Annotated in this window: 27 protein-coding genes; 9 read left to right on the top strand and 18 right to left on the bottom strand. The window is 39.7% G+C overall.

The features are described from left to right. Positions 1–18 precede the first annotated feature (18 nt). The 5 genes from C7Y70_RS08890 to C7Y70_RS08870 all read right to left on the bottom strand — a co-directional run bounded on the left by C7Y70_RS08890 (position 19) and on the right by C7Y70_RS08870 (position 4,315). A complete protein-coding gene (locus tag C7Y70_RS08890) occupies positions 19–1,512 on the bottom strand; it encodes a HAMP domain-containing sensor histidine kinase (RefSeq protein ID WP_135474485.1) in 1,494 nt (497 codons plus the stop codon). Continuing rightward, on the bottom strand, positions 1,509–2,243 hold the full coding sequence (locus tag C7Y70_RS08885) for a response regulator transcription factor (RefSeq protein WP_135474483.1): 735 nt from the start codon (positions 2,241–2,243) through the stop codon (positions 1,509–1,511). The genes C7Y70_RS08890 and C7Y70_RS08885 overlap by 4 nt, the downstream gene beginning before the upstream one ends. Before the next feature lie 45 nt (positions 2,244–2,288). Beyond that, positions 2,289–2,993, bottom strand: a complete 705-nt coding sequence (locus C7Y70_RS08880) for a spondin domain-containing protein (protein WP_135474481.1) — start codon at positions 2,991–2,993, stop codon at positions 2,289–2,291. A 10-nt stretch (positions 2,994–3,003) separates the two neighbouring features. After that, on the bottom strand, positions 3,004–3,705 hold the full coding sequence (locus C7Y70_RS08875) for a spondin domain-containing protein (protein WP_135474479.1): 702 nt from the start codon (positions 3,703–3,705) through the stop codon (positions 3,004–3,006). 88 nt (positions 3,706–3,793) lie between these two features. Further along, on the bottom strand, positions 3,794–4,315 hold the full coding sequence (locus C7Y70_RS08870; protein ID WP_135474477.1) for a TlpA disulfide reductase family protein: 522 nt from the start codon (positions 4,313–4,315) through the stop codon (positions 3,794–3,796). 80 nt (positions 4,316–4,395) lie between these two features. Here C7Y70_RS08870 and C7Y70_RS08865 point away from each other — a divergent pair, with 80 nt between their 5' ends. After that, the gene (locus C7Y70_RS08865) at positions 4,396–4,767 is read left to right on the top strand and encodes a DUF4870 domain-containing protein (protein ID WP_099295226.1); all 372 of its coding nucleotides are present in this window, start codon (positions 4,396–4,398) and stop codon (positions 4,765–4,767) included. Between the two features lie 68 nt (positions 4,768–4,835). After that, positions 4,836–5,270 carry a YqaA family protein gene (locus C7Y70_RS08860; RefSeq protein ID WP_135474475.1) on the top strand — a complete coding sequence of 145 codons (435 nt, stop codon included), beginning with the start codon at positions 4,836–4,838 and terminating at the stop codon, positions 5,268–5,270. Here the strand turns inward: C7Y70_RS08860 and folX are convergent. The 6 genes from folX to C7Y70_RS08830 all read right to left on the bottom strand — a co-directional run bounded on the left by folX (position 5,267) and on the right by C7Y70_RS08830 (position 12,110). Next, positions 5,267–5,626 carry a dihydroneopterin triphosphate 2'-epimerase gene (gene folX / locus C7Y70_RS08855; protein ID WP_099295228.1) on the bottom strand — a complete coding sequence of 120 codons (360 nt, stop codon included), beginning with the start codon at positions 5,624–5,626 and terminating at the stop codon, positions 5,267–5,269. The two genes, C7Y70_RS08860 and folX, sit on opposite strands and share 4 nt — an antisense overlap. A 3-nt stretch (positions 5,627–5,629) precedes the next feature. Next, positions 5,630–6,184, bottom strand: a complete 555-nt coding sequence (gene folE / locus C7Y70_RS08850; protein WP_099295229.1) for a GTP cyclohydrolase I FolE — start codon at positions 6,182–6,184, stop codon at positions 5,630–5,632. Positions 6,185–6,205: 21 nt separating this feature from the next. After that, positions 6,206–6,925: a dihydromonapterin reductase gene (folM, locus tag C7Y70_RS08845; protein WP_135474473.1), complete on the bottom strand. Its 720-nt coding sequence runs from the start codon at positions 6,923–6,925 to the stop codon at positions 6,206–6,208. A gap of 284 nt (positions 6,926–7,209) precedes the next feature. After that, the gene (nadE, locus tag C7Y70_RS08840; protein WP_135474471.1) at positions 7,210–8,046 is read right to left on the bottom strand and encodes an ammonia-dependent NAD(+) synthetase; all 837 of its coding nucleotides are present in this window, start codon (positions 8,044–8,046) and stop codon (positions 7,210–7,212) included. Positions 8,047–8,105: 59 nt separating this feature from the next. Beyond that, positions 8,106–8,735, bottom strand: a complete 630-nt coding sequence (locus tag C7Y70_RS08835) for a YceH family protein (RefSeq protein WP_135474469.1) — start codon at positions 8,733–8,735, stop codon at positions 8,106–8,108. A gap of 18 nt (positions 8,736–8,753) precedes the next feature. Then, on the bottom strand, positions 8,754–12,110 hold the full coding sequence (locus C7Y70_RS08830) for an ATP-binding protein (RefSeq protein ID WP_135474467.1): 3,357 nt from the start codon (positions 12,108–12,110) through the stop codon (positions 8,754–8,756). 247 nt (positions 12,111–12,357) lie between these two features. Between C7Y70_RS08830 and C7Y70_RS08825 the strand changes: the two genes are divergently transcribed. Further along, positions 12,358–14,646 carry a penicillin acylase family protein gene (locus C7Y70_RS08825; RefSeq protein WP_135474465.1) on the top strand — a complete coding sequence of 763 codons (2,289 nt, stop codon included), beginning with the start codon at positions 12,358–12,360 and terminating at the stop codon, positions 14,644–14,646. A gap of 10 nt (positions 14,647–14,656) precedes the next feature. On the opposite strand, the gene C7Y70_RS08820 is transcribed toward C7Y70_RS08825, so the two are convergent. Then, positions 14,657–15,742: a GGDEF domain-containing protein gene (locus C7Y70_RS08820; RefSeq protein ID WP_245321449.1), complete on the bottom strand. Its 1,086-nt coding sequence runs from the start codon at positions 15,740–15,742 to the stop codon at positions 14,657–14,659. Between the two features lie 376 nt (positions 15,743–16,118). Between C7Y70_RS08820 and C7Y70_RS08815 the strand changes: the two genes are divergently transcribed. Both C7Y70_RS08815 and C7Y70_RS08810 read left to right on the top strand, forming a co-directional pair. Next, positions 16,119–17,651, top strand: a complete 1,533-nt coding sequence (locus C7Y70_RS08815) for a carbon-nitrogen hydrolase family protein (RefSeq protein ID WP_135474463.1) — start codon at positions 16,119–16,121, stop codon at positions 17,649–17,651. After that, positions 17,652–17,969, top strand: a complete 318-nt coding sequence (locus tag C7Y70_RS08810; RefSeq protein ID WP_099295236.1) for a multidrug efflux SMR transporter — start codon at positions 17,652–17,654, stop codon at positions 17,967–17,969. A 33-nt stretch (positions 17,970–18,002) separates the two neighbouring features. Here the strand turns inward: C7Y70_RS08810 and C7Y70_RS08805 are convergent, their stop codons facing one another. Then, positions 18,003–18,848: a DMT family transporter gene (locus tag C7Y70_RS08805; RefSeq protein WP_099295237.1), complete on the bottom strand. Its 846-nt coding sequence runs from the start codon at positions 18,846–18,848 to the stop codon at positions 18,003–18,005. Positions 18,849–19,145: 297 nt separating this feature from the next. Here C7Y70_RS08805 and C7Y70_RS08800 point away from each other — a divergent pair, with 297 nt between their 5' ends. Next, positions 19,146–19,529 (top strand): MAPEG family protein, encoded by a 384-nt coding sequence (locus C7Y70_RS08800; RefSeq protein ID WP_099295238.1) that lies wholly within the window; start codon positions 19,146–19,148, stop codon positions 19,527–19,529. Between the two features lie 96 nt (positions 19,530–19,625). Here the strand turns inward: C7Y70_RS08800 and C7Y70_RS08795 are convergent, their stop codons facing one another. The 3 genes from C7Y70_RS08795 to C7Y70_RS08785 form a co-directional block, all read right to left on the bottom strand. Continuing rightward, the gene (locus C7Y70_RS08795) at positions 19,626–20,837 is read right to left on the bottom strand and encodes a TonB family protein (protein WP_135474461.1); all 1,212 of its coding nucleotides are present in this window, start codon (positions 20,835–20,837) and stop codon (positions 19,626–19,628) included. Positions 20,838–20,846: 9 nt separating this feature from the next. Continuing rightward, positions 20,847–21,221 carry a BlaI/MecI/CopY family transcriptional regulator gene (locus C7Y70_RS08790; protein WP_099295240.1) on the bottom strand — a complete coding sequence of 125 codons (375 nt, stop codon included), beginning with the start codon at positions 21,219–21,221 and terminating at the stop codon, positions 20,847–20,849. A 61-nt stretch (positions 21,222–21,282) separates the two neighbouring features. After that, positions 21,283–21,975, bottom strand: a complete 693-nt coding sequence (locus C7Y70_RS08785; RefSeq protein ID WP_099295241.1) for a pseudouridine synthase — start codon at positions 21,973–21,975, stop codon at positions 21,283–21,285. Positions 21,976–22,059: 84 nt separating this feature from the next. Here C7Y70_RS08785 and C7Y70_RS08780 point away from each other — a divergent pair, with 84 nt between their 5' ends. Both C7Y70_RS08780 and C7Y70_RS08775 read left to right on the top strand, forming a co-directional pair. After that, complete coding sequence (locus C7Y70_RS08780; RefSeq protein WP_099295242.1) at positions 22,060–22,365, top strand: DUF6482 family protein; 306 nt, start codon at positions 22,060–22,062, stop codon at positions 22,363–22,365. Positions 22,366–22,406: 41 nt separating this feature from the next. Further along, entirely contained in the window at positions 22,407–22,811 is a 405-nt protein-coding gene (locus C7Y70_RS08775) for a GNAT family N-acetyltransferase (RefSeq protein WP_135474459.1), read from the top strand. A gap of 53 nt (positions 22,812–22,864) precedes the next feature. Here the strand turns inward: C7Y70_RS08775 and C7Y70_RS08770 are convergent, their stop codons facing one another. Next, positions 22,865–24,166: a hypothetical protein gene (locus C7Y70_RS08770; RefSeq protein WP_135474457.1), complete on the bottom strand. Its 1,302-nt coding sequence runs from the start codon at positions 24,164–24,166 to the stop codon at positions 22,865–22,867. Positions 24,167–24,339: 173 nt separating this feature from the next. Beyond that, the gene (locus C7Y70_RS08765; RefSeq protein ID WP_135474688.1) at positions 24,340–24,702 is read right to left on the bottom strand and encodes a HopJ type III effector protein; all 363 of its coding nucleotides are present in this window, start codon (positions 24,700–24,702) and stop codon (positions 24,340–24,342) included. Positions 24,703–25,438: 736 nt separating this feature from the next. Here C7Y70_RS08765 and C7Y70_RS08760 point away from each other — a divergent pair. After that, complete coding sequence (locus C7Y70_RS08760) at positions 25,439–26,476, top strand: hypothetical protein (RefSeq protein WP_135474455.1); 1,038 nt, start codon at positions 25,439–25,441, stop codon at positions 26,474–26,476.

Here is a 26,476-nt window from a genome sequence, read left to right as displayed (position 1 = left end):
ATAAAGGCGTGGTGTAAGTCACGCCTTTATTTTTTGCGTTAAGTTAAACCTAAATTGTGTGCCCTTTCCTAGTTCACTGTGTACATTAATGTCGCTGTCCATAAGTTTGAGTAACCCTTTGCAAATAGCCAACCCCAACCCCCCTTGCTGGCGTCCTGCATTATTAGAATTTCGACCTTGGTAATGAGGTTCGAAAATAGCAGTCAGTTCATCGTTATTAATCCCAATCCCTGTGTCACTCACATCGACATATAACTGCGTTGTGTGTTTTTGAGTAACACGTATATTAATGCTATCGCCTTGATTAGTATGGTGTATAGCATTATCGATTAAGTTGCTGAGTACTCGCTCAAGCTTGGCAATATCTGCAACCACAGTAAAATCACAAATGGCAGGTTCGACTCCTAAACTGATCCCTTTACTTTGAGCCGATAGGCTAAACTTTGCGATACAGTCATAAATCAGTTCACCTAAATTAAATGTTTCGGTTTTAATTTTTACTTGGCCATTTTCAAGGTTCGCTAACTCAAAAATTTGCTCAATTAACAGTTTAAGCTGATGACAATTATTATTTGAAACAGCTAAGTAATGCTGCCGTTCTTGAGTGGATAAGTGCCTTGATGGGCTGATAAGTACCTCTAAAAAACCTTGCAAAGAGGCCAGTGGTGTACGTAAGTCATGTGACAAATGTGTAAGTAACTCTCTTCGGCGTAAGTCACTTTGTTGCAAGGCTTTAAACTGTTCGTCGATACGGCTTAACATCGCTTGTATGCCTTTGCTCAAATGGCCAATTTCATTATTTTTATTGCCATAGACTGGTAATTTAAAATCAGTTAGCTGATAGTTTGCCGCTTCAATGCGACTTATATCATTGGCTAAGCGCTTAATGGGAGAAGTAAAAAACTTAAACAGTAACAACATGGCAATAAACAAAAATAACAGTGCTGCTATAAGCCAAATTCCTTTAACGTAAAGGCTGTCATTGGCTTTTATTTTATTTAACGTTGTATCGTAAGCTTCACCACCAATAATGACATACATATAGCCTTGTAGTTGAGCTTGGTTATACACCGCGGCGGCTGAAAATATTTTCTGTTTATTAGGGTCGCGAGGATCATCACCATAGAGTGGGGTTAATGAGGCGTCATTAATCAAGCGCTTTAATGGTGACAGATTTATATGAGTTCGTTTAACTTTACCTGCCTGTGCTGAATAGGTCAGTATTTTTCCTTGTGGGTCAACAAAGTAAAACTCAAATGCAGGGCCTAGCAACATCAAAGTATGAAACAGGTTTTCAAGTGCTTTATAGTCATAAATACCCTGCTTAATGAGTGGGTTATCTTGTACTAAGTGTTCAGCTAAATTGATGTGTAAGTTTTGTTCCGCATGGTGCTGTGAGCTGTACTCAAGCTGCTTGCTCCAGCTATAAACAAGTGCGCCAATCAAGCAAAAAATTATCACTAGCGACCATGCTAATTTCTGATATAAAGATAAGTTAAAAGCGGTATTCATGTATTATTACTCAATTGGCTGGGGTTTAGCTTATAACCGACACCCCACACGGTTTCGATAAAAGGGGCTTGATGGTGTTGCTCTAATTTTGCACGTAGGCGATTTATGTGAGAATTTACGGTGTGTTCATAACCACTGTGTTGATAACCCCATACGTGATCAAGTAACTGTTGGCGACTAAAAACATGGTTTGGGTGACGGGCAAAGTAAGCAAGTAAATCAAATTCAGTAGCGGTAAGATTGATAGCGCGCTTAGCTAAAAAAGCTTGGTGACTGGCAAATTCAATATGCAATGAACCAAGCTGTATGCTTTTTTCGCGAGTGTCTGCTCGCTCATCGGCTATATTGGCTGTCAGTAATTGCGCGCGATGACGCAATTGAGTTTTTATTCTGGCTTGTAATTCACGGGCAAAGAAGGGTTTACAAATATAGTCATCTGCGCCCATTTCAAGGCCGATAACCCGATCCATATCTGAGCTTAGGGCGGTCAGTAAAATCACAGCGATTGTTGGATAATGTTCTTTAACTTTTCGACATAAACTCAGGCCGTCCATTTGTGGTAAATTAATATCGAGCAATAATAAGCCATAGGATTGTTTCGTTATTTTTTTTAAAGCGACTTCACCACTGTCAGCCTGATCGATATGAAGGTTTAGCGGCTCAAGCTGTGTGACGATTAGTTGTCTAATAGCTCGGTCATCTTCGATTATTAATATTTTTTCGTGTTGCATACAGTTATCTCTATGAGAGGGCGCATCCATTCGCCCTGAAATAAATTACTGTGTCCGCGTAATGACAACTTTTGCTAACGGGTTATCAAACTTATGCTCACTGCTTAATACTGAGCTTGTTAGTCCGTCTTGCTGACCCACCACACCTGGGTGCATAGCAATAACGTTTACATCATCTCTAATTTCATTAAAGCCTTCTCCGCTATCCGCTGGGCCGGGAATTGTGCCTGAAGCCTCTGAGTTACTCTCGGTACCAGCATCATAAGCGAATGTGAAGTGTGTTAATGTTTGATCAACTGCTAACGAAGACACATCCATAGCATTAAGACCGGTAAAACCATCATTTGTATTCACCATCATAGTGCTTAGTGATAATTTTAATTCTTCAATGCTATCTGTGGTTATGATTAATGTTGTTTCTGCGCCTGGTGCAACAGGAGCTTCGCTTGATACATTGGCAATAGCTGAACCAAATTGTAATAGCACACTATTGTCACCTCCTTCAGCCATTCTTTCCAAGGCTGTTGTAGCGGGGTCGCCAACTTTCCAAAGTGTTCCTTCGGTGTGAGCTATGACTGCAATGGGAGAGAACGGTTGCCCAGCAGTTAGGTTACTCACCTGTAGTGTAAACGAATAGCTGACAGGCTCTGGTGTTGGGGTAACGTCATCATCGTTATCATTTGAATCGCTACAGGCTGCTAAAGCACCCGCAAGAGCAATAATCATTAAAGGTCGATTAAAGGCTAACATAGCATTGCTCCTACTTAACTGTAACGGTTAGTTTGGCTACAGGATTTAACCATCTGTGTACGGTATTACTTAAATCACTTGCTCCTGCCGCTAAATCGTCATCACCAAGGTTTCCTGGGTGAATATGAATCATGGTATTGCTATCTGAGCTTGATAAGCCAGTGCCGCCACTGCCTGCATTACCTCCAGGTGCTGCGGGAATCCCCGGTGTACCTGGGGCTCCAGAACCTTCAACAACAAGCTCGTTGTTACCTTCTGTACCCGCATCATAAGCATTTAAATAGACTGAGTAGGTGCCAGCTTCTTTGGGTATTTTCCAACTATTCAGGCCAACAAAACCATCATTAGTGGGCAACAGCATTGCTGTGATTGACAGGTATTCATTCGCTTCAGCCGTCGTTAGTGTGGTCATTGTAGATGTGCTTGGTGCTAGAAGCCCCTCAGCTGGGTTGGCTATAACATCACTGCCTGCAGCATTTGCTTGATCTATAAGCGGTGCCAAGTTGCCGCCTTCGGCCATGGTTTGTAATGCTGTTGTAGCCGGCATTGCAACTTCAAATAAGGTATCGTCGCTAGCATGCGCGGTGATTAAAATGGGTGTAAAGTGCAACCCTTGAGTAAGATTTGTAAGTTTTAAATCAAGTTCTGCAGCCGATAAAGATTGGCTAGCAAGTGCAGTTATTACTGCAACAGTAAATGTTGAGGCTTTCATTGTTAGTTCCTGTTTTTGATGAGTCAGTTTTAGTATCAAATAGCAACATCATGAAAGCCTCACAAAGTTATCACTTTTTTATCACAGGCTACCAACTGACTTTTTGCAGCGAATTAGGATCTTCCCCAATGAGTGTTTTTACGACGTGGTTATTCTCATCCAGCAGGATTAGACGGGGGACTCCTTTGTTAGCATATTGGTTGTAGATTGCTCGCTGCGGGTCAGCAATAAGTGAGTAAGCAATATTATACTCTTGTTTAAACTGCATAAGTGTTGCCGCACTTTCCTCTCGGCCAATAGCAATGATCTGCACTTGTGGATCTTTACTCAATGAGGATTGTTGAAGCTGTTTAATAAGGCGTTGTGAGTCTGAGCACCAAGTGGCAAAAAGTATCACTAGCTTCTTCTTTTCACCGAGACGAACGTCGTTGTTATAAATATCAATAAAATGAGTTTGTGAGAAATTCTCGCCTATGTTTACGTAGGTCTCATAACCTTTTGGTGTGGCAAGGGTTGGTTGCGTAGGGGATGTGTTGGCAGTTTGTGAGCAGGCCGATAACCCAGTCAGTGAAATGCACAGGATTGTGATACGCGTAAGGGAAGGTGTCATTATTAAATTCCTTTTAAGGTGGGTGATTTATAGACATTATGCCTTAAAACAGTCACTATAAACAAAAAAAGGAGATGATAATGGAAGAGAATCAAAAGGTTGAACCTGTACTAGTTGATAAAGAACAGCGTACATGGGCAATGCTTTGTCACCTAAGCGCACTGGCAGGCTTTATTATACCAATGGGCAGTGTTATTGGGCCGCTTGTTGTATGGTTAATTAAAAAAGAAGATATGCCACTTGTCGCAGAGCATGGTCGTAAGTCACTTAATTTTCAAATCACGATGTTAATTGCCTACATTGTATGTTTTATATTAATGATCGTCGCAATTGGCGCTATTTTATTACCGATAGTGGCCATTTTCTCATTTATTATGGTGGTTATTGGCGCGATAAAAACCAATGATGGGAAGCCATTTAACTATCCATTTAGTATAAATTTGATAAAATAAGTAACGCAATTTTTACTTAAAACCCAGCGGTAAGCTGGGTTTTTTTATATGTATCATTTAAGGCTTTAATGGCGTATTTAACATTATTTTTTACTGCATTTATATCGGCTACCTTATTACCTAGTTCATCTGAAATCGTACTCACTGCTATGATCACCAAAGGCGACTATGTACTCTGGCTATTATGGGTAAGTGCAACGATAGGCAATGTATTGGGTAGTTGTGTTAATTATTGGCTAGGGACACATGTGATGCGCTTTAAAGATCGCAGATGGTTCCCTGTTTCTCAACAAGGGATTGAGAAGGCACAAATTCGCTTTCAAAAATATGGCGTCTATAGCTTGTTACTTGCATGGTTGCCAATCATTGGTGACCCTCTGACTGTGGTTGGGGGAATTTTCAAGGTGCGCTGGTGGACTTTTTTATGGTTAGTTACTTTGGGCAAAGGAGCACGCTATTTAGTGGTGCTGGCCTTTGCCGTAGGGTTAGATAACCTGCTCTAAGATTTTTTCCAATCAAGAGTGAGAGATACCGAATCGGCAAAGCGTAACGCATGTGGTTTATCCACACGTGCTTTTGCATAGTTAACACTACTATGACTGTGACATACAGCGAGTATCTCTGCGACTAGCTTTTCCAGTAACAAAAAATGCCCATTTTCAACAATGCTTATTACTTGTTTAGTAATTGTTTTGTAGTTTAATGCTTGTTCTACTTCATCGGTTTCGCAGGCTTGATCAGCAGGATAGTGGATCTCTAAGTTGATCACTACATCCTGCTTTTTTTCGCGTTCTTCAGGGTTAAAGCCAATAAAAGTACGCAACCTTAGGTTGGTGACATTGATAATTGCATTAGCCATTCGTTAGCCTTTAATCAATTGTAGAAACTCGTTACGGGTTTTAGGGTCTGCTCTAAAGTTGCCCAACATTACTGAAGTACGCATGCTTGAGTTTTGCTTTTCTACGCCGCGCATCATCATACACATGTGTTTAGCTTCAACAATAACGCCGACTCCTTTAGCACCTGTTACTTCTTCCACTGCTTTTGCAATTTGATGAGTCAACTGCTCTTGTATTTGAAAGCGGCGAGAAAACATATCCACGATGCGTGCAAACTTAGACAAACCAAGCACTTTACCATTTGGTATGTATGCGATATGACAGCGGCCAACGAAAGGTAATAGGTGGTGCTCACACATTGAGTAAAGCTCAATATCTTGAATTAACACCATATCGTCAGCGTCTGAGGAGAATACCGCATTGTTTGTTATCTCTTCGAGCGTCTCACGATAGCCTTTGGTTAAATACTCCATTGCTTTTGCTGCACGCTTTGGTGTGTCGAGTAGACCTTCACGTTGTGGGTCTTCACCGACGGCACTGATAATTTCTTGGTAGCTATTTTTTAGTTCGTTGTGCATAAAGTTCTCAATTTTAATTCGTTATTTTAAATGTCTGCCGCCATCGACAGGTAATGTACGTCCGGTGATGTACTGGCTTTTCAGTAGTAGGTCGACGCTATTAATTATTTCTTCACAGCCTGGCTCTATCCCCATTAAAGATTTTTTAAGGGTTTTGGCGCGGTAAAACTCATCGTCATCTTGATTAAAAATAATCAGTGACGGAGCAATTGAATTTACTTTTATGCGCGGAGCATACTTGGCTGAAAATGACTTTGTTAAATTATCTAAAGCCGCTTTACTTGCGGCGTAGGCAAGATGCTTTGGGCTACCTGTTTCTACAACATAATCAGTCAGGTGAATTATGTCTGCTGAGGCTTGGGTTAGCCTTTGGTATTCCAATAAGAGTGGCGCGCAATTTAAATTAATTAAATAAGGTGCTTTGGCATGGATGCGCATCATATTATCAAATAAGTCAGCACTGTCTGGATTATTGGCTTCGCAATCCCAGCTTGAGGCATTGTGTATAATGGCTTGCAATGACGCTGTGTGGCTTTTTAATGTTGTGATGAAATCATATATTGCTTCATTACTTTTAAAATCAGCGGGCAAGCATGTTACTCCCAACGATTCTAATTCATCGATTGAGCTGTGGCGTGTGCGGTAAGTAATAATTACTTTTTTCCCTGCGTTGCGCAGGTGCTTTGCAAGCGCTAAGCCTATACGTTGGCCTGCGCCAGTTATCAAAATCGGCGATGTCATAAATGTGGCAACTCTCTACTAAACGCGATGTTTTAATTCTAGTTACTATAAACTAAATTACAGTAATATTTCACCTATAGTCTCATAGGCTTATCTAAAATCTTACGAATTAGCGAGTTTATTCGATCAACTATCACTATAGCTATGCTTTATTAGCTGGTGTTTAAGATACTTGTAGTAATGAGTTTATACGTATGTAAAAAGGAAAAGTGGGCAATTAATAGCATTTTATGGTTATTAATTACCCTTAAGATGGCGTTTACTTTTTATGAACTACTACAGTATTAAAATTCATCATAAATAGTTGGAATCGCTTGGCGCTTATGCTGCGTTCGAAGATAAATTGCAATCAGTTTTTCGCTGACCGCGTCACTGACAGGTTTTCCCTCGAGGAAGTCATCGATTTGTTCGTAGCTAAGGCCAAGTGCCTCTTCATCTGTTAAGCCAGGGCGGTCGCATTCTAAGTCGGCCGTGGGCGCTTTTGTGACTAATAACTCTGGAGCACCGAGCTCTTTAGCCAGCGCTCTTACTTGACGTTTTGATAGCCCAAACAAGGGAGCTAGATCGCAGGCACCATCCCCAAACTTTGTGTAAAAACCGGTAATGTTTTCAGCACTATGATCCGTTCCAACAACCAAACCTTGAGTAAAGCCAGCAATTTCGTACTGAGCTATCATGCGTTGGCGTGCTTTTACGTTACCTTTGATGAAGTCTATTTGGGATTGTTCCGGTAAGGTTTCACCACAGCCAACAATAGCGGCAAGGGCTTGCTCATGCATGCCATCTGCTGCCGGCTTAATATTGACGGTTAAACGTTTAGTTGGTTGAATGAAGTCAACAGCAAGTTGTGCTTCGTCTTCATCAGCTTGTACCCCGTAAGGCAAGCGTACAGCGATAAATTGATATTTATCAGTGTTTTGTTCTTCATTTAATTGGTTAACTGCAAGCTGACATAAACGGCCGCAGGTAGAAGAGTCAACACCACCACTAATACCAAGTACCAAAGAGCGCGAATGTGCCGCGACGAGTCGATTTTTGATAAAATCAACGCGACGGTTAATTTCATTTTTTATATCTATATTTGGCTGAACTTTCATTTCAGCGACGATATCGGCACGCATTTAGAGCTCCTAATTAGTTTCGGGTTGTCACGGCTATTATGTTATTCATGGCGCCTAATTTAAAGTCCTAAGTGCTGCTTAATTTTTTCAACTTCGGCTTTTAAGTCATTAATTTCTGCCAGTAGTTCATTGATCTCGGTTGCCTGAAGCTGTGGTTGCTCGTGATTATTTGTAGTGTTTAAAGCCGTCATGTCAGTATTTGTGAATAAGTGACTGTAGCGGCTTTCTCTTTTGCCAGCTTCTCGAGAGTGTTTGATGACATAGTCTTTTTCAATGAGGTTATTTAGCGCTGTTTCAACGTCTGCCACATTATTAAAATCCGCTAAGCGATTACTGCGAGTTCTTAATTCGCCCGGAGTCTGTGGCCCGCGTAGCAGTAAAATGCATATAATCGCACGTTGTTGCTCGCTAAATTGCAAGCTACTAAATTCGGTATTACAAAATCTATGTGCGTATTTATTAACGCGCCCAGATAAACCTTCATCTAATGTTACTAACCGCAACGCAACAAGTTCATCTACTGTGTCTTGTACTTGCGCTTCAGATAAAGAAAGCACAGGCTCTCGGTTAGATTTTTGATTGCATGCATTTGTTAGGCTATTAAGCGAAAGTGGATAGTGCTCAGGTGTTGTACTTTGCTTCTCTAACAGGCAGCCAATTACACGTTGCTGATGAGTTGTTAATTGCATTATGTATCCTTATTCTTTTTATTTTAACCAGTGTTCGAGCTTAGGGCTTAAGGCATTAAAGTCGAGGGGTTTTGATAAGTAGTCATTCATTCCAGCGGCTAAGCATTTAGCTTTATCGCCTTGCATCGCATTAGCCGTTAGCGCGATGATAGTAATATCTTTATATATCTCCCCTGCATCCCCGTTACGAATCGCTTGAGTAGCTTGGTAACCATCCATTTCAGGCATTTGACAATCCATAAGTAAAAGTTTGTATGGGGCCTTTGACGCCGCTTTTAATTTTTCGAGTGCGTCTATTCCATTTTCAGCAATATCAAACTTTAAGCCTGCTTGCTTAAGTAGCGCACATGCCACTATCTGGTTAACCTTATTGTCTTCAACTAATAACACTTTGCTTTGTACGTTTTTCGTAGGTTTTACAGGTTCTGGCTGTTGACTGACTGAGAAGTCGTGTTGTTGATGTTCAATAAATTTTTCGTTTGCCAGCGCATCAAATAAGTCAGAGGGTGTAAGCGGTTTAAATATTATGCAATCTGGGTCAACAGGTAATTGTGTGTTTTCCTGTGAATAACTCATCGGTGCCATTAAAATTAATTTAACTTGCTGATCTTCTATATAGTTCTTTAATGTATTAATAGCGGGTTTATCTACAAATAAAAAATACGCGTAATCAACTAGCATGGCGTCAACGGGGTGTTCAAATGTTTTAAGAGTATCATTGAGTGCTTGATACTGATCGATGATCCGCGAATGCGCCCCCCACAAAGTAAGCTGTTTATGGGTAATAGAGCTGTTGAGTTGGCATGTATCGACAATTAAAATTTGCTTGTTTTTGATTAAGTGGCTAGGTAAATCGTGTGCTGTCGTTAAGAGTGCGTTTACCCTGATCGAAAATGTAAATGTACTTCCTTCACCATACGAACTAGTGAAACTGATTTCACCATTCATTAAATCGCAAAGCTGTTTAACAATTGCTAGGCCTAATCCTGTGCCTCCATATTGTCGTGTCGTCGATGTATCTGCTTGTGTGAAGGAATCAAATAATGAAAGCTGTTTTTCTGCTTTAATACCAATTCCTGAATCGATTATTGAACAGTTTAAAAAGGTGCCATCAGTTGTTTCTGCTAGTTGGGCAACGACAATGATCTCACCATTTTGGGTAAACTTTATTGCATTACCGAGTAGGTTGGTAATAATTTGGCGCAGCCGATTTGGATCACTGATAATTTTGCTTTTGCTAATCTTTGTCGCATCTAGAATCAGTTTAGTGTTGTTTTTCTCTGCTTTTAGAGCAAATGATTCCACTACTTCACCAAGTAACTGAGGTAAATTAAAAGGAATACTTTCAATATCTAGTTTACCAGCTTCAATTTTGGAAAAATCTAAAATATCATTAATAATATTGAGCAATGAGTGCCCAGAGGATTTTGCTAATTGAATATGATGACGTTGCTGGGGATCAAGTTGGGTTTGTTGAACAATATCAAGCATACCGAGAACCCCATTCATAGGGGTACGAATCTCATGACTCATACTGGCTAGAAATTCACTTTTAGCGGCAGCAGCCTGTTCAGCGGCCTCTTTTGCTGTTACCAGCTGTTGTTCAGTTTCAAAACGTTGTTCGCTAGAGTATAAGCTACCAATAAGTGCTGCTACGGCGAGTAAAAAGCTTTCCTCATTATGTGACCAATTTCGCGTATGGTGACAATTTTCAGCAAACACAACTCCTATTGGACTGCTACCACTGACAATAGTAACACTCAGAATTGATTTTATAGCCAGAGGTTTTAAATAGAGTTCAGTCAGTGGGGCGGTCAGTTTATTGGTTTGTGCATCCGCAGCTTTAATAATCATGTGGCTATCAATAGCGTCAAAAAGAGCACTAAAATCGTCTTTTTGCAATGTGTAGAGCAATGAGCTTTCGGGGGCAAACGTACCATGGTAGGCAAAAGAAAGTAACGTATCTTTATTATCATTAAATAACCAAATACTGGCTCTTTGTACATCTAGAGCATTGCAAATAGCGTGTGTAATTACATCTTTTGATTGTTTTAAGTGGCCAGTCAAAATAGCTTTGTTAACAGTTAAAGAGGCTAAAACTTCATTGTGTAGAGCGAATTTATTATTCTCAAGTTCAGTACATTTACGGGTGTTAATATCTTGCAGCGAACCAAAAATACGCACACAACGGCCGTTGAGGACTTCTGTTTCTCCGTGGACTAACACCCAAACTGTATTGCCAGTTGCATCGACTATTTCCAGCTCGGTTTCATAGTTTTCATCGTGTTTTATTGCTCGCGTTATTAATTCTTTAATTTTATCGCGGCTTTTTCCTTCTTTGAAATAGTTTAAATCATTTGGCCAATTAGGCTGTTGGTCTAGCGGGTATTTAAATATTTTTTTGGTGGTATCAGACCAATAAACTTTTTGCGTTTCTAAATTGTATGACCATGCACCAATCTGCGCTACTCGACTCATTGACGATAGCATTTTTTCATTCTGTTTTTGGCGGTTAAGCATTTTTAAGAAAAAAGTAAATGCCCAAATTAAAATACCCATAATAATCGCAATAGCTATGCGTAATGGCCAAACAGATGATGCTGGAGGAGCCCAACCCGTTTTAGGGCTGACATAAATAACCCATTCGCCACCTTGAATTGCTAGGTGAAGTTTCAAAGGGTTGGTATCTAAAATAGCCTCACTACCATAAAAAAAACCACCTTGCAGACCAAGGCCATTACGCCCCTGTATGGCAACATTAAACGTTTTCTCTAACTCTTTAATACCTGAATTTAAATACACTTTGTCAATATCTAGCACAACAGATAATAAGCCCCAAAATGTATTTTCTGGGGGTAAAAATACAGGTATTCTGGCAATTAATGCTTCACCTCCTTGTACCAGCGTCAATGGGCCTGCCATCACAATTTCATTGCTATCTCGTGCTCTTAATGCATCTGCTCTTTGTGCTTTATTTTCCAAGAAGTTAAGACCGATTGATTTTTCATTCCCTTTCAGTGGGTAGGTCATACGTATCACCATATCTGGTGCGCCGCCTATATTTCTAAGTTCTGAGGATGTTTCAAAGAGCGGAGCTGCAATTTGTGAAAAGCGCTCTTGCTTGAGATCAGGTTCTGCTGCAACGGCAACAGCTAAGCCGCGGACAAGCTGGATGTTTGAAATTAATGTTGATGATAGCTGAGTTCGGTAAGAGTCAACTTCAGAGAGTATAAGTAATCGGTGAGCTTGTGTAGCGCGATTATAATTAATCTGATCAAGTACAATACTGATAATAAATATAACGCTAAGAGAGAGCCAAAATGTCAGCTTAAATCTATCAACTTGCTTGTGTTCTTTTTTTTGTGACCGCTGCATTAGAACGTGTACTTTTTGAATAGGCTAAACAACTATAGTCAATTTATCATGGAATTAAAAATACCCTAAGTAAATAAATACTGTTATTTCGTCTGAATTTAAGTGCATGATGAAAAATACAATTAATCAATAATTAACATTATTCTTTCATAAAACTATGTGTACTATATAACCGTTTTCCAGTCGCCTATTATTGAACGCTGTAGCTGGTTTTATAACACATTAAAAATTATGCAAGGAATTGGGTATGCTAAAAGTTATCAAGTGGTTAGTTCTAACATTGCTTATTTTAGGCTTGGCCGCTACTGCGATTATTTATGGCGTGTTATCGCTAAGTTTGCCCGCGCTTGACGGAAAAGGAGTGAGTAAATCCATTGCCAATAGCGTGTCTGTGTCGCGAGATGCTTTAGGCCAAGCTGTGGTTGATGCCAGTAGCCGTAATGATGCTGCGTATGGTCTTGGGTTTGCTCACGGGCAAGATCGTTTCTTTCAAATGGACTTATTACGCCGTAATGCAGCAGGTGAACTCAGTGAATTATTTGGTAAAGCGGCACTGAATTTAGATAAAAAAATGCGCTTTCATCAATTGCGTAAACGCAGCGCAAACATTGTTAAGCAATTACCACAGGCTGATCAGGCTTTACTTAATAGCTACAGCGCTGGTGTGAACGAAGGTCTGGCTCAAATTGGCTTTTCGAGTTTTGAATACTTATTAACAGGTGCAAAGCAAAAACCGTGGCGTAGCGAAGATAGCTTACTGGTCATTTTTAGTATGTATTTAGATTTGCAGACTGCTACCTTTGAGCGTGATCAAATCTTAATTCAAATCAATGAGCTTTATGGGTCAAAAATGCTGGATTTTTTGACCCAACCAAGTCGTTATCAAGCAGCACTGGATGGAAGCACTCTATCACCTTATAAATCAGGTATACCTGCATTACCTAAGCAGTCAGATTATGCGTTTAAGCAAATAGATCAAACGCAAGAGCTGGGCAGTAATAACTGGTCGGTGTCTGGGGAATTAACAGCGACAGGCTCAGCCATGCTCTCTGATGATATGCATTTGTCTATGGCTGTGCCTGTTATTTGGTACCGTGCGCAACTGAATTACCGTAAAAATAACGAAACCCATCAAGTAACCGGTGTTTCTCTACCTGGCGCTCCAGCGATTGTAGTGGGGACTAATAATCATATTGCCTGGGGCTTTACCAATGGCTATTTAGACACGGCTGATTGGGTTGAACTATCTGAAAGCAGTAAAACTTGGCAAGAAACTGAGCAAATTGTGCTTGCTGATGGCAGTACCGAGCCCTACCAACTAACAATGAGTGAATATGGGCCCGTGCGTGAAATAGATGCAAAGCAATATGCACTTAGTTGGGTGGGTCACCAACCCTATGCGGTGGATATGGATTTATTGAAATTAGAGCAAGCAAAAGATGTTAATGCTGCGTTGGTATTAGCCAGTGATGTAGGCATTCCAGTACAGAACTTAATGGTTGTAGATAGCCAAGGCAATGCAGCTTGGAAAAACATGGGGGCCATTCCTGCTCGTAAGACACCCAGTGATGTGGCGATAAGTGAAGCGAACTATTCGCCCTTATGGCAACAAAATGAGCAACAAAGGCCGAGCATTAAAAACCCTGAAGATGGGCGCTTGTGGACGGGAAACTCGCGTGTGGTTTCAGCGCAAGATCATAATCGTTTTGGCAATGGTGGCTACGCATTAGGTGCACGATCAACACAAATAAGAGACAGGCTTTTAGAGAAAACGAAATTTAATGAGTCGGATTTCAATGCATTGCAGCTTGATAATGAGGCACGGTTTTTAATGCCTTGGCATAAGTTACTCTTGGCGAAGTTAAAGCAGCAACCTGTTGATAATAAAGCTTATATTTCATCTGTTGAGAATTGGCAAGCGTGTGCGTGCCCTGACTCAATTGGTTATACGTTAGTAAGAAGGTACCGCGGTGCGGTTATTAATAGCGTATTTAGTGGTATGCAAAATACGTTGGAACACAGTGGTGGGTCTTTAAAATATATTAAACGCGATTTAGAGCCAGCTGTGTGGCAGCTTATTGAACAACAACCCGTAAGTTGGCTCAACCCTGAGTTTAACAGTTGGGATGAACAGTTAAGTGATGCGTTCACTCAAGTCATAGCGAGCTTAACTGAGCAGTTTGGTGAAAATATGCAAAATTGGCGCTGGGGCAATGTCAATGAACTTGTTATAGAGCATCCATTTGCAAAGCAAATACCGCAACTAAGCAAATTTTTAAACATGCCAAAAGCCTCGGGGTTTGGTGATAGCTTTATGCCTGCAGTACAAGGGCGAAGCTTTGGCGCATCACAGCGTTTTATTGCACAACCGGGCTATTTGGAGAGCGCTGTTATGGCGATTCCTGGTGGTCAATCTGGGCATCCTTTATCACCATTTTATAGAGCGGGCTTTGATGAATACATAAATGGTGCACTCACACCATTATTACCTCAGACTATCAGTCATAAAATAGTTATCAATCCAACCAAGTTATAAGCACAGTCATTTAGACAGATTTGAGGTTGTTAATATAGTCTTGTTCTGGTGTCGCAATAGTTGTTTTATTGCGGCCACTATGTTTACTTTTATAAAGTGCAGTATCTGCTTGGTGAAGCGTATCGTTGAGCGATACCAGCGGTCGCCACTCAATTAAACCAAAACTCATTGAAATAGATATTTCAGGATCGTCGGGGCAAGGCTTGAGGGTGTGTATATTCTGACGCAGTTGTTCTATGCGCTCAAATGCTGCAGATTCCTCGGTGTCGGTGAGAATGATCAAAAACTCTCCCCCGCCCCAGCGAACTATAATGTCTTTTTGGCTAAGATACTGAGTAATTGCATTGGCTACGCTCATTAAAATCGTGTCGCCTTTATCATGGCCATAGGTATCATTTATGCGTTTAAAAAAGTCGATATCACCCATCACAATGCACATTTTGCTATCTGACTCGATGCACCTTTGGCGAGTATCAATAATCAGTTTTCTAGCAAACCGACGGTTATATAATTTTGTTAAATGATCTCTGGCTGCCATTTCTGTAAGCTCTTTGCGCTGTGAAATACTTGTTTCACGAATTAAAACAAAGGCATAAATCATAGGTAAACCAGCAATAATAATATTAGTGATTTTTATTAAAGGTATAAATTCAGCATACGGGTAATTGTATGTGACATCTTTAAAGAAAAAATATAACGCTGCAAATGCTAGTATTAGCGACACGCTATAGATAAAGGCCTTTTTCAATTTTAGCTGGTAATCGACCAATAGCATGGATGAAATAGTCCATAAATAAAATTGAAAGCCGACCTCCAAGCCTAGTGTTGCACACACAAAAACAGAGTGTAAAACTACTTCTATGCAAAAAACTCTTAGTGCTAAAGAATTTAACCCCTGAGTAATCAAAAAAATACCTAATGCCCATGCAAACACACTAAATATATTTACCGCCGCTAATGTTATAGCGCCAATATGCGCGAACATAAAAATAAGAAGGATATGAATAAGCAACGAAAAGTAAGATACTTTTTTTACGATTTGAAAAATGACTTTTTCAATATCTTGAAAGTCCACCGTGGTATTTTTTGACGACAAAATTACTCCAGTTAGAAAGTGAACTTTTAAAAAAGTATAGGATAAAATAAGCAAATAGAAAGTTTATGCGCAAGCCTTACCAGGCTCTGCTGTACTTCGGGTGTGAAATTTTCTTTTCCGTTGTGTTGTCGGCTACTGATGAGGAGTACCCCAATACTATAAAATTAACCTTAAAAATAGATACATTTTAAGCAGGGTGCATTGAAGGTAATATAGTTTAAAATAGCTTTACGTTAAATTGAAATTAAGTAGGCCGCTGTATATTGAATAATTACGTTCAATTTAAAATAAAAATGGCCAATAATAAGTATGTGTTCACAGAGTTGTGTTTATTATTAGCTAATAATAGTTAATTTGAGTCCTCACGGAGTAGTGTATGTCGATTGAAAAAACCCATCTTGAAATTTGCAATTTAAGCAAAGATCAATACCCACAGATCAAGACGCTCATGGACCAAGCTTATCCCGATTTAGGTGGCGCATGGCCAAGCCATACAATTTTTAGGTTGATTGACCAGTTTCCAGAAGGTCAGCTGGGTATGGTGGATGATGGTGTGCTTGTTGGCATTGCGCTAAGTGTTCAAGTGGATTACAGCCGTTTCTCAAACCCGCACACATACGAAGATATTGTTGATGGACATGATCGCGTTTTTAGCGACCCCGAAGGGGATGCGTTATATGGTTTAGATGTGGTGATTTCCTCATCACACAGAGGTATGCGGTTAGGTAGAAGACTTTATGATGCGCGTAAAGAGTTATGCAGGCAGTATAATTTACGTGCAATTTTAGCGGGTGGTCGCATTCCGCGCTATTACAATTACAGTAATGAGATGACTCCAACCCAGTATATTGAAAAGGTTGATCAAAAAGAGTTATACGACCCCATCTTAAGCTTTCAGTTATCGAATGACTTTCAAGTAAAGCGATTACTGAAGAAATATTTGCCTGAAGATCAAAACTCGGTTGGTTATGCCACACTACTTGAGTGGAATAACATTATGTTTGAGCCCACCGACACTGTTCTTGAATCAACCAAGTCGATTGTGCGAGTTGGTGCAGTGCAGTGGCAAATGCGCAGTGTTGCATCTGTAGAAGAAATGCTCACACAAGTAGAGTATTTTGTTGATACGGTGTCGGATTATAAAAGCGATTTTATCTTATTTCCGGAGTTTTTTAACGCACCGCTAATGGGCTTAACTGAGCAGCGTAACCAAACTGAAGCGATTCGCTATTTAGCTGAATATACAGAAACCTTCCGTGATGCGATGTCGCGTATGGCGATTGAATACAATGCAAATATCATTACAGGTTCTATGCCTTTGGCAGAGGGCGACAAGATTTACAATGTCAGCTATCTCTGTCATCGCAGTGGTAAAATAGATGAGCAGCGCAAGATTCATATCACCCCGCATGAGCAAAATGATTGGGTGATTCAAGGCGGTGACAAAATTGCAGTATTTGAAACAGACGCAGGCCGTGTAGGCATTCAGATTTGTTATGATGTTGAATTTCCAGAACTATCACGTATTTTGGCACAACAAGGCTTAGATATTTTATTTGTACCATTTTGGACTGACACGAAGAACAGTTATTTACGGGTTCGTCACTGTGCACAGGCGCGTGCAATTGAGAATGAATGTTATGTGGTTATTGCAGGCTCAGTAGGAAACTTACCTGAAGTTGAGAGTTTGGATGTGCAATATTCGCAATCAGCGGTACTGACGCCATCTGATTTTTCATTCCCTCACGATGCAACACTTAATGAAGCTACGCCTAATACCGAAATGTTATTATTTAGTGATTTAGATATGGATAAACTAAAAATCCTTCACAGTGAGGGCACCGTGCGCAATTTAAAAGATCGTCGTGGTGATTTATATGACGTCATCTTAAAGAAGCGAGATAACTAAATGGCATGGGTGTACTTAATTATTGCCGGCTTACTTGAAATAGGCTGGCCTGTTGGATTGAAAATGTCACAAGACGGTGAAAACCGCTGGTTAGGGATTGCCATTGCTGTTGCGTTTATGGTTGCCAGTGGTTTTATGCTATGGCTAGCACAGCGTGATATATCCATGGGGACGTCTTATGCAGTATGGACGGGCATAGGCGCTGCTGGTACGTTTTTAGTGGGAATTTTGTTTTATAACGATGCCGCCACATTTGGCCGGATTGCCGGTGTTCTGCTAATTATAAGCGGCGTTATTACTTTAAAAATTAGCCATTAATACTTAAAAGCGGTTACTTTAGTAACCGCTTATTCATGCAGTAGGCAGCATGACGAGTATGGCTGCAATGGCAATTAACACAAGCCCTGCTGTATCTTGGCGTTTTAATGGTTGTTTTAGCCATAAAACAGATATTAGCATAGTAAAAAACACCTCCACTTGGCCTAGTGTTTTTACATAGGCAACATGTTGTAAGCTCATCGCACTGAACCACCCAATTGAACCTATGCAGCTGAATAAGCTGACTAACGAAACCATTTTTTTGTAGTGCCACATTTGCTTAAGTGTGTAGGGTTCTTTAATTGCTAAATATATCAGCAAAATAATACTTTGCAGGCTGATAACAAACAACAGTACCCACGCTGCAGAGTGAGGAAATAAAAGGCCTGAGTTTAAACTTGCCTCGCGCACCCACAATGATGTTAAAGCGAAGCAGGTACCGCAGGCAAGCCCAAGCAAGGCTGTGCTAGCGTTAAACTGTTTTACTTTAGTGATACCGCTTAATAGCAAGACGGCGATTGATCCCAAAAATACACCCAGCCAACCAAATAAGCTTAATGCTGAACCAAAAAATAGCACGCCTAAAATAGCAGCAACTAAGGCCTCACTTTTAGCAAGCCCTGCGCCTACAGCGTAATTGTTCATTTTAAACAACTTGACCATTAACCCAGTGGCAAGAATTTGCATCACACTGGCACCCACAATAAACCCCCAAAAAGGCATGTTAAAATTAGGCATACTGGTAGGTTGATAGTGATAAAGCGAATACAGATAGACCGCAGCAATTGGGCTGGCAAGAATAAATCGTGCGAGCGTCACGCCGGCGACGCTCATATTGCTACTTAATTTGCTTTGTAACGCGTTACGCCATGCTTGCATGAAGGCGGCTAAAAAAGTGAAAAATATCCAAGTCATGAGTTAGGGAGGTTTATGAATTTAGATGATAAATTAACAGCCACAGCACGATAAAGCCAATCGACTTTAGTGATATACGTTAACTGCGACAATATGCCACAGTTTAAAATGCCTCAATCTGGGCTATAGTGAGTGTGATGTTATTGTTAGCCGCAATGACTGGCATGGTATTATGTCAGCCATTGCGGCTTTTTTATTTACTAAACCAAAGAGTTTAGCTGTGTTAAGTTTGAATTATCGATAGATTAACTCGGAGTAAATATGACCACGCTACTAATTTGTGCGCTACTAGCAGTATTGATGCCTTATTTAGCAAAGGCCCCCGTTGCGTTTGCAATGAATAAGCTTGATGGCTATGACAATAAACATCCACGGGACCAACAAGCTAAATTAACAGGGTTTGGTGCAAGAGCACTGGCTGCCCACCAAAACTGTTTTGAAGCTTTGGCTGTATTTGCTGTGGCTTTAGCCGTTGTGTTTGGCACAAGTAATGTTCATCAAATAACAGAGCTACTTGCCATAACGCACATTATTGCGCGTATTTTATATTGTGTTTTTTATTACTTAAACTTAGATGTGCTGCGCTCGTTAGTCTGGTTTGTAGGGTTAGGCAGTGCGGTGGCAATGATCGTGGTGAGTATTTAATGTTCTTATTATAATGATAAGAACATTAAATAGCTAAAACGCCAAAGCAAGCGGCTATTATAAGGCGCTTGCTTTGGGGTCTTCTGGTACGAGTGCTTACTTAGAAGCGACTGTAATTTTTTCTACTAAATCTCTTGATTTGTAATTGTCATCGATTGCAAAGTCTAATTGCACAAGTACGTTTTTGAAGCCTGAGTCAGACGGCTTGTATTCCCATTTTTTTAGCGCTCTCTTCGCTTCTTTATTAAATACGTTTTCAGGAGTCGCACTGACAACAGATACATTTTGAGTTTTACCTGTTGGACTAATATCGTATTTCAATACCACTGAGCCACTAATACCTTGCTCTGCAGCTTGAGTTGGGTAAAGAGGTTCAATGCGCATAATTGGTGAAATTGAATGTTTTTCGTTTTTCGCTTCTGGCTGTTTCGCTGTTGCAAAACTGCTGAGCATGCCTGCGGCGAAAATAAGTATGGCACCTTTGGCAACCAATGAGCTGTTGCCTGTGTGTTTAATTTGCTTGAGTCGTTGTAGCATTGTATTTTTATCTCCATAGTGTGAATAAGCCATCAAACTTGCACGTGTATTTGCGACGCAATTAATGAGGGCTTTGCTGTATAAAATTCGTTGTTGGGTACTTTTATTTTTAAGCACGGTTTCGTCGCATGATAGTTCCTGTAGGCGTCTAAAGCTCATATACCCAAGCCATGCTAATGGGTTGAACCAAAAGGCGAGTGTAATGGTCAATTGCATCATATTTAGTAAATTGTCAGCGCGCTTTATATGGACTTGTTCGTGCTCGATGATCATGGCTAATGATGCACTATCTGTTTTGTGTATATATCCTGTAGGTAGCACAAGCTGAGTGTGTAAAAGGCCAATAACCATGGGAGTATCTATCGTATCGCTTTGTAAAATTTTAATATCTGAATAGGTGCCGACAAACTCACAACTCTCAAGGCGAGTGAGCCTGAGTTGTTTAATAAAACGCCTGTGAGACACCGCTGCAATGGCGGCTAAAAGACTAAAAACCACCGCATGCATCAAGGCCCAACTAACACTAAAATCAGCAACTAAGGTTTGCTCGGAAGTGATTAGCATTTTACTAATAGCTGTACTTTGTAATGGTTTTAAATGCGCCGGTAAATTAGTTAGTACCAATGAGATAGGTATCAACAACCATAATTTATAAACAAAGTTGGCGCTTAGCCATTTAAGTGAGTAGCGCTCTAGAATTAATAAGCTTACAACAAGTATGCTTATTAATAATTGCTGTTCAATAAGCCAATTAAAGAGTGTTTCAAGCATGTGCAATCCTCACTTTTGCTGTTTTTCCCAGTCATCAATTACTTTTTTTAGCTCATTAATATCTTGTTGAGACAGCTGCTCAGACTTTGCAAAACCACTAACTAAAGGTGCGATACGACCACTGAAAAAGCGCTCAATAAAATTTTGGCTTTCTTTTAGCGTATATTCAGCGCGCTCCATACAAGGCGTATAAATATACTGACGGCCCTCTTTTTCGAAACTTAGTGCGCCTTTTTTTACTAAACGACCTAGTAACGTTTTGATGGTTTTTTCGTGCCATTGTTTGTCGGCGCTCAAACGTTCAATAATTTGGCTTGCCGTCGCTGGGTAGCTTATCCACAATGCATCAAGCACTTCAAATTCTGCCTTTGACAGTTCAATCATGTTATATAGCCTACAAATGTAATCTCTAGCTTTAGATTACACCTGTAATCATATTTTGCAACTAATTTTTTAATATGTCGGATTTTTGAATTTCAAGGTAGCTATTTTCACTGAGATTAAGTGAAGCCAAGTTGAGGCTGCTAATTTGTTCGCGGTATAAATCAATCACGCGATAGCCGCAATAATGCGCCATTTTGCGAATCTGCCTATTGAGCCCTTGCTTTAGAATAATACTGAATTGGCACGGCGCTATTTGTTCAACGGTACATGGTAAGGTGATGTGCTTATCGACAGGGACGCCGTGTGCCATTTTATAGCAAAAGTTTTCATCAAGCGGTTTATCTACCGTGACTATATAGCGTTTTGGCTGGTGGAAATCGGGGTGAATTAATTGGTTACAAAACTCTCCGTCGTTGGTCAAAATAAGGAGTCCGCGGGAGTCTTTATCAAGGCGACCAATCGGGTAAACACGCGTTGCTGGTGGCAAGTGGTGGATTAAGCTGCTGGGGTCGGTTTGGTTTAGTTTGCAGTCAATACCGACTGGTTTGTGGTAAGCGTAATAAACCCGTTGAGCTTTTCCTTGCACGCGAACGCCATTTACCGTCACATGGTCGTTGTCATCAACGTGGTCAATGTGGTTTGCAGCGCGGTGATTAACAATAACAACACCCTCGTCAATCAAGCGAGAGGCTTGTTTTCGTGAGCACACACCCGCATGGGCGATGTACTTTGCTAAGCGGATTTTATCAGCCATTCATTCTATCTATGATTTTGATTGATCCAGAGTATATCAAAGCTGCGTACGAATACTTAATACACTCTATCAAAGGTCAGAACAATGGCGATTAAATTATCTGAATTGAGTAAACATCAGCCACTTCAAAAAGTCATCGTGCATTCATTAGAAATGGCGCTCTATCAGGTGTCTGTGATGATTAACAATGTAGAATATTATGTGACAGACGACAGTGGTGAGTTTGTTCGGGGCCTTAGCCCTTTGCATATTCAAAAACGTTTGGATCACCTGAGCTACGCACAAATGGTTCTGCGCCATACCAGTGCTTATGATGAAATGTGTGGTCAGCCAGAAAAGCTTTCAAGCAATATGCTTGAAGTCCCTTACGGAAAAAACCATTTATATTAGTTTTACGTATATACTGAGTTATCCTAATTTATGGTGTGATTATGTATACTTTACAAATAGATAACTCAGTTGAGTTAAACCGTGATTTAAGGTCACACGTTGTAGCCTATAATGTTCAGCATTTTGATGCCCAGCGTATTCCCTTGGGTTTTAAAGTAGTTGACGATGAAGAGCTAATAGCGGGCATTTCGGGTCATGTTTTTGGTAATTGGTTAATTATCAACTGGCTTTGGTGTAGTGAAGCTAAGCGAAGCCAAGGGCTAGCAACGAAGTTATTAAAGACATTGGAATCAGCTGCTAAAGAGAGTGGGGCTAATGTCAGTCAACTTGATACGTTAGACTTTCAAGCAAAGCCGTTTTATGAAAAAAACGGCTATGTAGTCAAATACCAAATGGATACCTACCCACTAAACGGCACGCGTTATTTTATGGAAAAACGATTGTAGTACTTGGTTTCTTCACCTTCGTTGAGGGTCTATTCTTTTGCTTTCTATCTCAGTTAATATGCATGATTAGGCGTTAGTGTTGCGCTGATAAGCTTATCTTCTATGACGTGAAAGTATCCATCCCAGTCGTTAGAGCTGAATTCCGCACTATCAAGAAAAAAATCATAGCTACCTAACTCCGTAAGCTCTGTAATGCTGTCGCCTTGTGACAATGAATAAAACTGCCACTTGTCTTTTTTAAAGTAACTCTTCAATGGACCAAGGTTTAAATCGTGAGTATCTATGGGTGGGGCTAATTTTACTTGCGAAATATAACCCCTACTAAAATAAACCATTTCATTACACGGACTAACAAGCACTTTTTTCCCTTTAGTAGTGTGCATTTTTAACCTTGCTTGAGCATTTAACTGTGCAAATTGGTTATTCGATTTACCGTCGAAATTAAAACAAGGCGAAGTCATCTCCATGTCGGAAATCAATGAGCCGAGTTGCAAACTAATAATGCGATGTTTGCTTTGAGCAGAGTCAACTTTAAATAAAGCGGTTTTAAAATTTTTATAGCTATTCTTTAACGTAGATAAGTCGTTTGGCTCTAAATCTTGTGATAGTAAATAGCTTTCCTGACCTTTAGTTTCTAGGCTGATAGCTTGATCTAAAAGGTTGAGTTCGTTATTTAGGGACATAGGTAAGAGTTCGCGATGGTACTGGTAACCTATCAGTTTATTATCCACAAAGTGAAATGCATGGTTCCTAAAATAGACCAATACTTGTTGGTTGGCAGATGCTAGTTCTAAGCTTGCAATGCCAAGCTTTTGCTCTACTTTTTGTTTAGAGTCATTTAATTGAACCCCAAAAAGAGATGAATGAGAAAGTGTGGGTATTGCAAAGGACGAAAAAGGGCGAGCTTTACCTTTAGGTTGTACAATAATTTCTTTTTTTGGTACTAAAACTGTGTTGTATGTTCGCTCTCCAGTTATAAACTCTGCTGTTGTAAGTGCGTACCCTTCATCGCAGTCAGTTGCTGAAGTAACATTTAATGTGTAATGAAGTTGCCTGACGACCCAATCATTGCCTGCGGTTGAGTTACGCTGTGAGTTACTAATAACAAAGCGCTCTTTGATATAAGCTGAATGTGTACGTTTATGGTCAATAGTCGCTAGATATTCAGTGATAAGCTTTTTCCTTAGCATCACTTTTTTTTCATTCAGATCATCTGTTGTTGGACTTAATCTAATATCGGTTTTAAATGATTGATTATTATCTGAAAGCTGACAGTTAGTGTCATCTAAAAATATGCTGATAGCGCTGGCAGCTCCGTGCCAAAGTAGTAAGCTGAGAATAAAAAAGTTACGCATATGAAATCCATTTATGAGGCGGTGTTCCTTAAAGTAAAACATGTGGCGAGTTTTTCATCAAGCTTTTATCTGATATTAAACTCAGAATATAAAAGAGGGTTAGTATAATTCTGAAGGGGTTATAAACAGTTTTTAGTTAGGTTAAAAGGGGATCATTTAAGCCCCTAATGCCATCATGTATTTGCTCGCAATACTTTCGGTTCGTTAAATGTGATACCTAAAAATGGGGTTGCTTCAGGGGCAAGCATGAAAGTACGTATATTCATATGATCTTTACCGCTAGGGTTGTTTAATACGTCATTACGATAAAATGCGCCAAAGCAATCTAAGGTGTTTTGTTTGCTGAGTCCATTAAGTTTCGCGAAAGCAAATATTTTGCATGAGCCATTATTCTCATTCGCACTGCTGACGAGTCCGTGGTTATTAAAGTCGGACGGAATAAACGTGTAGTTTGTATCAATTACTGCCATAGAATCGGTGAATTCAATATTTTGCGGGTCATTGGCAAGACGGGTAAGAAAGTCGTTGAGTGTCATCATTATCCTTAATTTATCGTTTCTTTAACTCTAGCTGATTTGTTCGCGGATTAATATTAAATTTAAAATGTTGTAAAAAGTTCATACCAAATAGACCATGACCTGTGTTTTGACTAATAGTTAAAACTCATCAGCAAAACTTGGTTTATTCGTTTTTAACCAGTACTTTAATTGTGCTAGACATTCATTGTAGAGATGTTCAGCTTGCTGAGGAAGACGCTTTATGAGTAAGGCATAGCTTTTAACTGCTAAATCAAACTCTTGTTGGCTAAAATAATTTTTGGCTTTAACAATTCGGTAGTTTGCTTCGCTGAACCATATGATTTGGCTACATTTGACGTGTGGTTATCTAAAGTTGTTATAGTGATGTGAGGAGTCGTAAAAGCAAATAGGTGTTACAAGCTAACTAAAATACAAGAGAAATTATCAATACTTTAGTAACGCTTCCCATAATCTCAAACAGCACTTAGATCCAGTAAATATATTAAGGTAATAGCTCACCATCATTAATCAAGGACGACGCTAAGCGTAAATTAATAACATGAAATAAAGTTAAGTTTCACGTCTCTCTTTAATGGCTTGTAAAAGGTGACTGGTAAGTATGAATCTTGCGCATTCAATAGTATGAAATGTTTGTTTAAGTTATGAATGATAAGTTATGTAAAGTATGTTTATATATTATCGAGCGTATGCTTAACGCGAAAGGGAATTCTATTCTAGCAACAAGGAGAGTGATATGAAAAAAACAGTATTGTCACTGATGCTATTTTTAGCAGGTTGTTCGCCCAGCGAAACCCAGACATTACAAGTGGCTTATAGTGAAGCCAAATTACACGGAGATATTGTCAGGTTAAGCCAGGTTTTAGCAAAACTTGCAGATATTAATCCAGAGGATTGGAAAGAAGAGCATTCCACTGTATTACAGGCACATGAATACTACACACGGGCTGAAAAGTCACTCGAGGAAGGGAATTTAAAGGGGGCTATTACTCACGCCAATAAGTCGTTTTCGCTTTCTGAAAGTCAACAAGTTTTAACTCTTGTTAAACAAATCAAACAGGAGCTTAAAGACTTTCAAAAAGCAAAAAGAGTATGGATAACATTTGAACAGCAACTCGACGAGTTAAATAATAGAATTAACGACTTTAGTTTAACGACAGTTCGAGACTGGAGTATCATCAATTTTAACCAGTTGTTGGTAGAGCTCATCGATTTTAGAAAACAATTTACACGAGCCAAGCTAAAAATTGAAGAGTCGCAACGTAAAACACAACTACATGCCCAAACTTTAGTTAAAATCAATCAACAACTCGTTGTTTTAGAAGCCAGTATTAACTCGTTATTAGGCAAGGTAGTAAGTTCTGCGGGTAATGAGTTATCTATTTTCACGAAGACTATTTCTGAACAAACGATTTCACATTTAACCTACTTTTCAGACGACAGTGTGCCAGGTATGGTCGGTCCATTTTATAAAAAATTTCTTGTTAAATATCGACCTTATTATGAGCTAGTTGAAAATGCGTACTTTGTGACATACCAAAACGATTTTAATGCCTTTATGGATTTAGATGCATTCACGCAGCTACAAAGTAAGTTAGTATTCCAGCCGAAGGATTATAAGAGCTACAAAAGTGATATTAAGAAGCATTTGAATCAGTTGTCAGGGAATATAAAAAGCGCGATGTTAGTTTATAATGATGAGCAAATGTTAATAAGTACGTCACCATCACTCTTAATCTCACTCGATAAGCATTTAAAACCATTTAGCGAATAA

This window comes from Pseudoalteromonas sp. KS88, assembly GCF_004766475.1.
Classification (GTDB): domain Bacteria; phylum Pseudomonadota; class Gammaproteobacteria; order Enterobacterales; family Alteromonadaceae; genus Pseudoalteromonas.
Note: the sequence above shows the minus strand (reverse complement) of the source record. Positions and strands in the feature narration are given on the sequence as shown.

Coding starts and splice junctions, on each gene's coding strand:
- C7Y70_RS08760 (WP_135474455.1), top strand. CDS start 25,439: ATGAAAAAAACAGTATTGTCACTGATGCTATTTTTAGCAGGTTGTTCG.
- C7Y70_RS08885 (WP_135474483.1), bottom strand. CDS start 2,243: ATGCAACACGAAAAAATATTAATAATCGAAGATGACCGAGCTATTAGA.
- C7Y70_RS08785 (WP_099295241.1), bottom strand. CDS start 21,975: ATGGCTGATAAAATCCGCTTAGCAAAGTACATCGCCCATGCGGGTGTG.
- C7Y70_RS08865 (WP_099295226.1), top strand. CDS start 4,396: ATGGAAGAGAATCAAAAGGTTGAACCTGTACTAGTTGATAAAGAACAG.
- C7Y70_RS08825 (WP_135474465.1), top strand. CDS start 12,358: ATGCTAAAAGTTATCAAGTGGTTAGTTCTAACATTGCTTATTTTAGGC.
- C7Y70_RS08770 (WP_135474457.1), bottom strand. CDS start 24,166: ATGCGTAACTTTTTTATTCTCAGCTTACTACTTTGGCACGGAGCTGCC.
- C7Y70_RS08880 (WP_135474481.1), bottom strand. CDS start 2,993: ATGTTAGCCTTTAATCGACCTTTAATGATTATTGCTCTTGCGGGTGCT.
- C7Y70_RS08795 (WP_135474461.1), bottom strand. CDS start 20,837: ATGCTTGAAACACTCTTTAATTGGCTTATTGAACAGCAATTATTAATA.
- C7Y70_RS08790 (WP_099295240.1), bottom strand. CDS start 21,221: ATGATTGAACTGTCAAAGGCAGAATTTGAAGTGCTTGATGCATTGTGG.
- C7Y70_RS08875 (WP_135474479.1), bottom strand. CDS start 3,705: ATGAAAGCCTCAACATTTACTGTTGCAGTAATAACTGCACTTGCTAGC.
- C7Y70_RS08800 (WP_099295238.1), top strand. CDS start 19,146: ATGACCACGCTACTAATTTGTGCGCTACTAGCAGTATTGATGCCTTAT.
- folE (WP_099295229.1), bottom strand. CDS start 6,184: ATGCACAACGAACTAAAAAATAGCTACCAAGAAATTATCAGTGCCGTC.
- nadE (WP_135474471.1), bottom strand. CDS start 8,046: ATGCGTGCCGATATCGTCGCTGAAATGAAAGTTCAGCCAAATATAGAT.
- C7Y70_RS08805 (WP_099295237.1), bottom strand. CDS start 18,848: ATGCAAGCATGGCGTAACGCGTTACAAAGCAAATTAAGTAGCAATATG.
- C7Y70_RS08835 (WP_135474469.1), bottom strand. CDS start 8,735: ATGCAATTAACAACTCATCAGCAACGTGTAATTGGCTGCCTGTTAGAG.
- C7Y70_RS08860 (WP_135474475.1), top strand. CDS start 4,836: ATGGCGTATTTAACATTATTTTTTACTGCATTTATATCGGCTACCTTA.
- folX (WP_099295228.1), bottom strand. CDS start 5,626: ATGGCTAATGCAATTATCAATGTCACCAACCTAAGGTTGCGTACTTTT.
- C7Y70_RS08890 (WP_135474485.1), bottom strand. CDS start 1,512: ATGAATACCGCTTTTAACTTATCTTTATATCAGAAATTAGCATGGTCG.
- C7Y70_RS08870 (WP_135474477.1), bottom strand. CDS start 4,315: ATGACACCTTCCCTTACGCGTATCACAATCCTGTGCATTTCACTGACT.
- C7Y70_RS08830 (WP_135474467.1), bottom strand. CDS start 12,110: ATGCAGCGGTCACAAAAAAAAGAACACAAGCAAGTTGATAGATTTAAG.
- C7Y70_RS08815 (WP_135474463.1), top strand. CDS start 16,119: ATGTCGATTGAAAAAACCCATCTTGAAATTTGCAATTTAAGCAAAGAT.
- C7Y70_RS08780 (WP_099295242.1), top strand. CDS start 22,060: ATGGCGATTAAATTATCTGAATTGAGTAAACATCAGCCACTTCAAAAA.
- C7Y70_RS08765 (WP_135474688.1), bottom strand. CDS start 24,702: ATGACACTCAACGACTTTCTTACCCGTCTTGCCAATGACCCGCAAAAT.
- C7Y70_RS08775 (WP_135474459.1), top strand. CDS start 22,407: ATGTATACTTTACAAATAGATAACTCAGTTGAGTTAAACCGTGATTTA.
- C7Y70_RS08810 (WP_099295236.1), top strand. CDS start 17,652: ATGGCATGGGTGTACTTAATTATTGCCGGCTTACTTGAAATAGGCTGG.
- folM (WP_135474473.1), bottom strand. CDS start 6,925: ATGACATCGCCGATTTTGATAACTGGCGCAGGCCAACGTATAGGCTTA.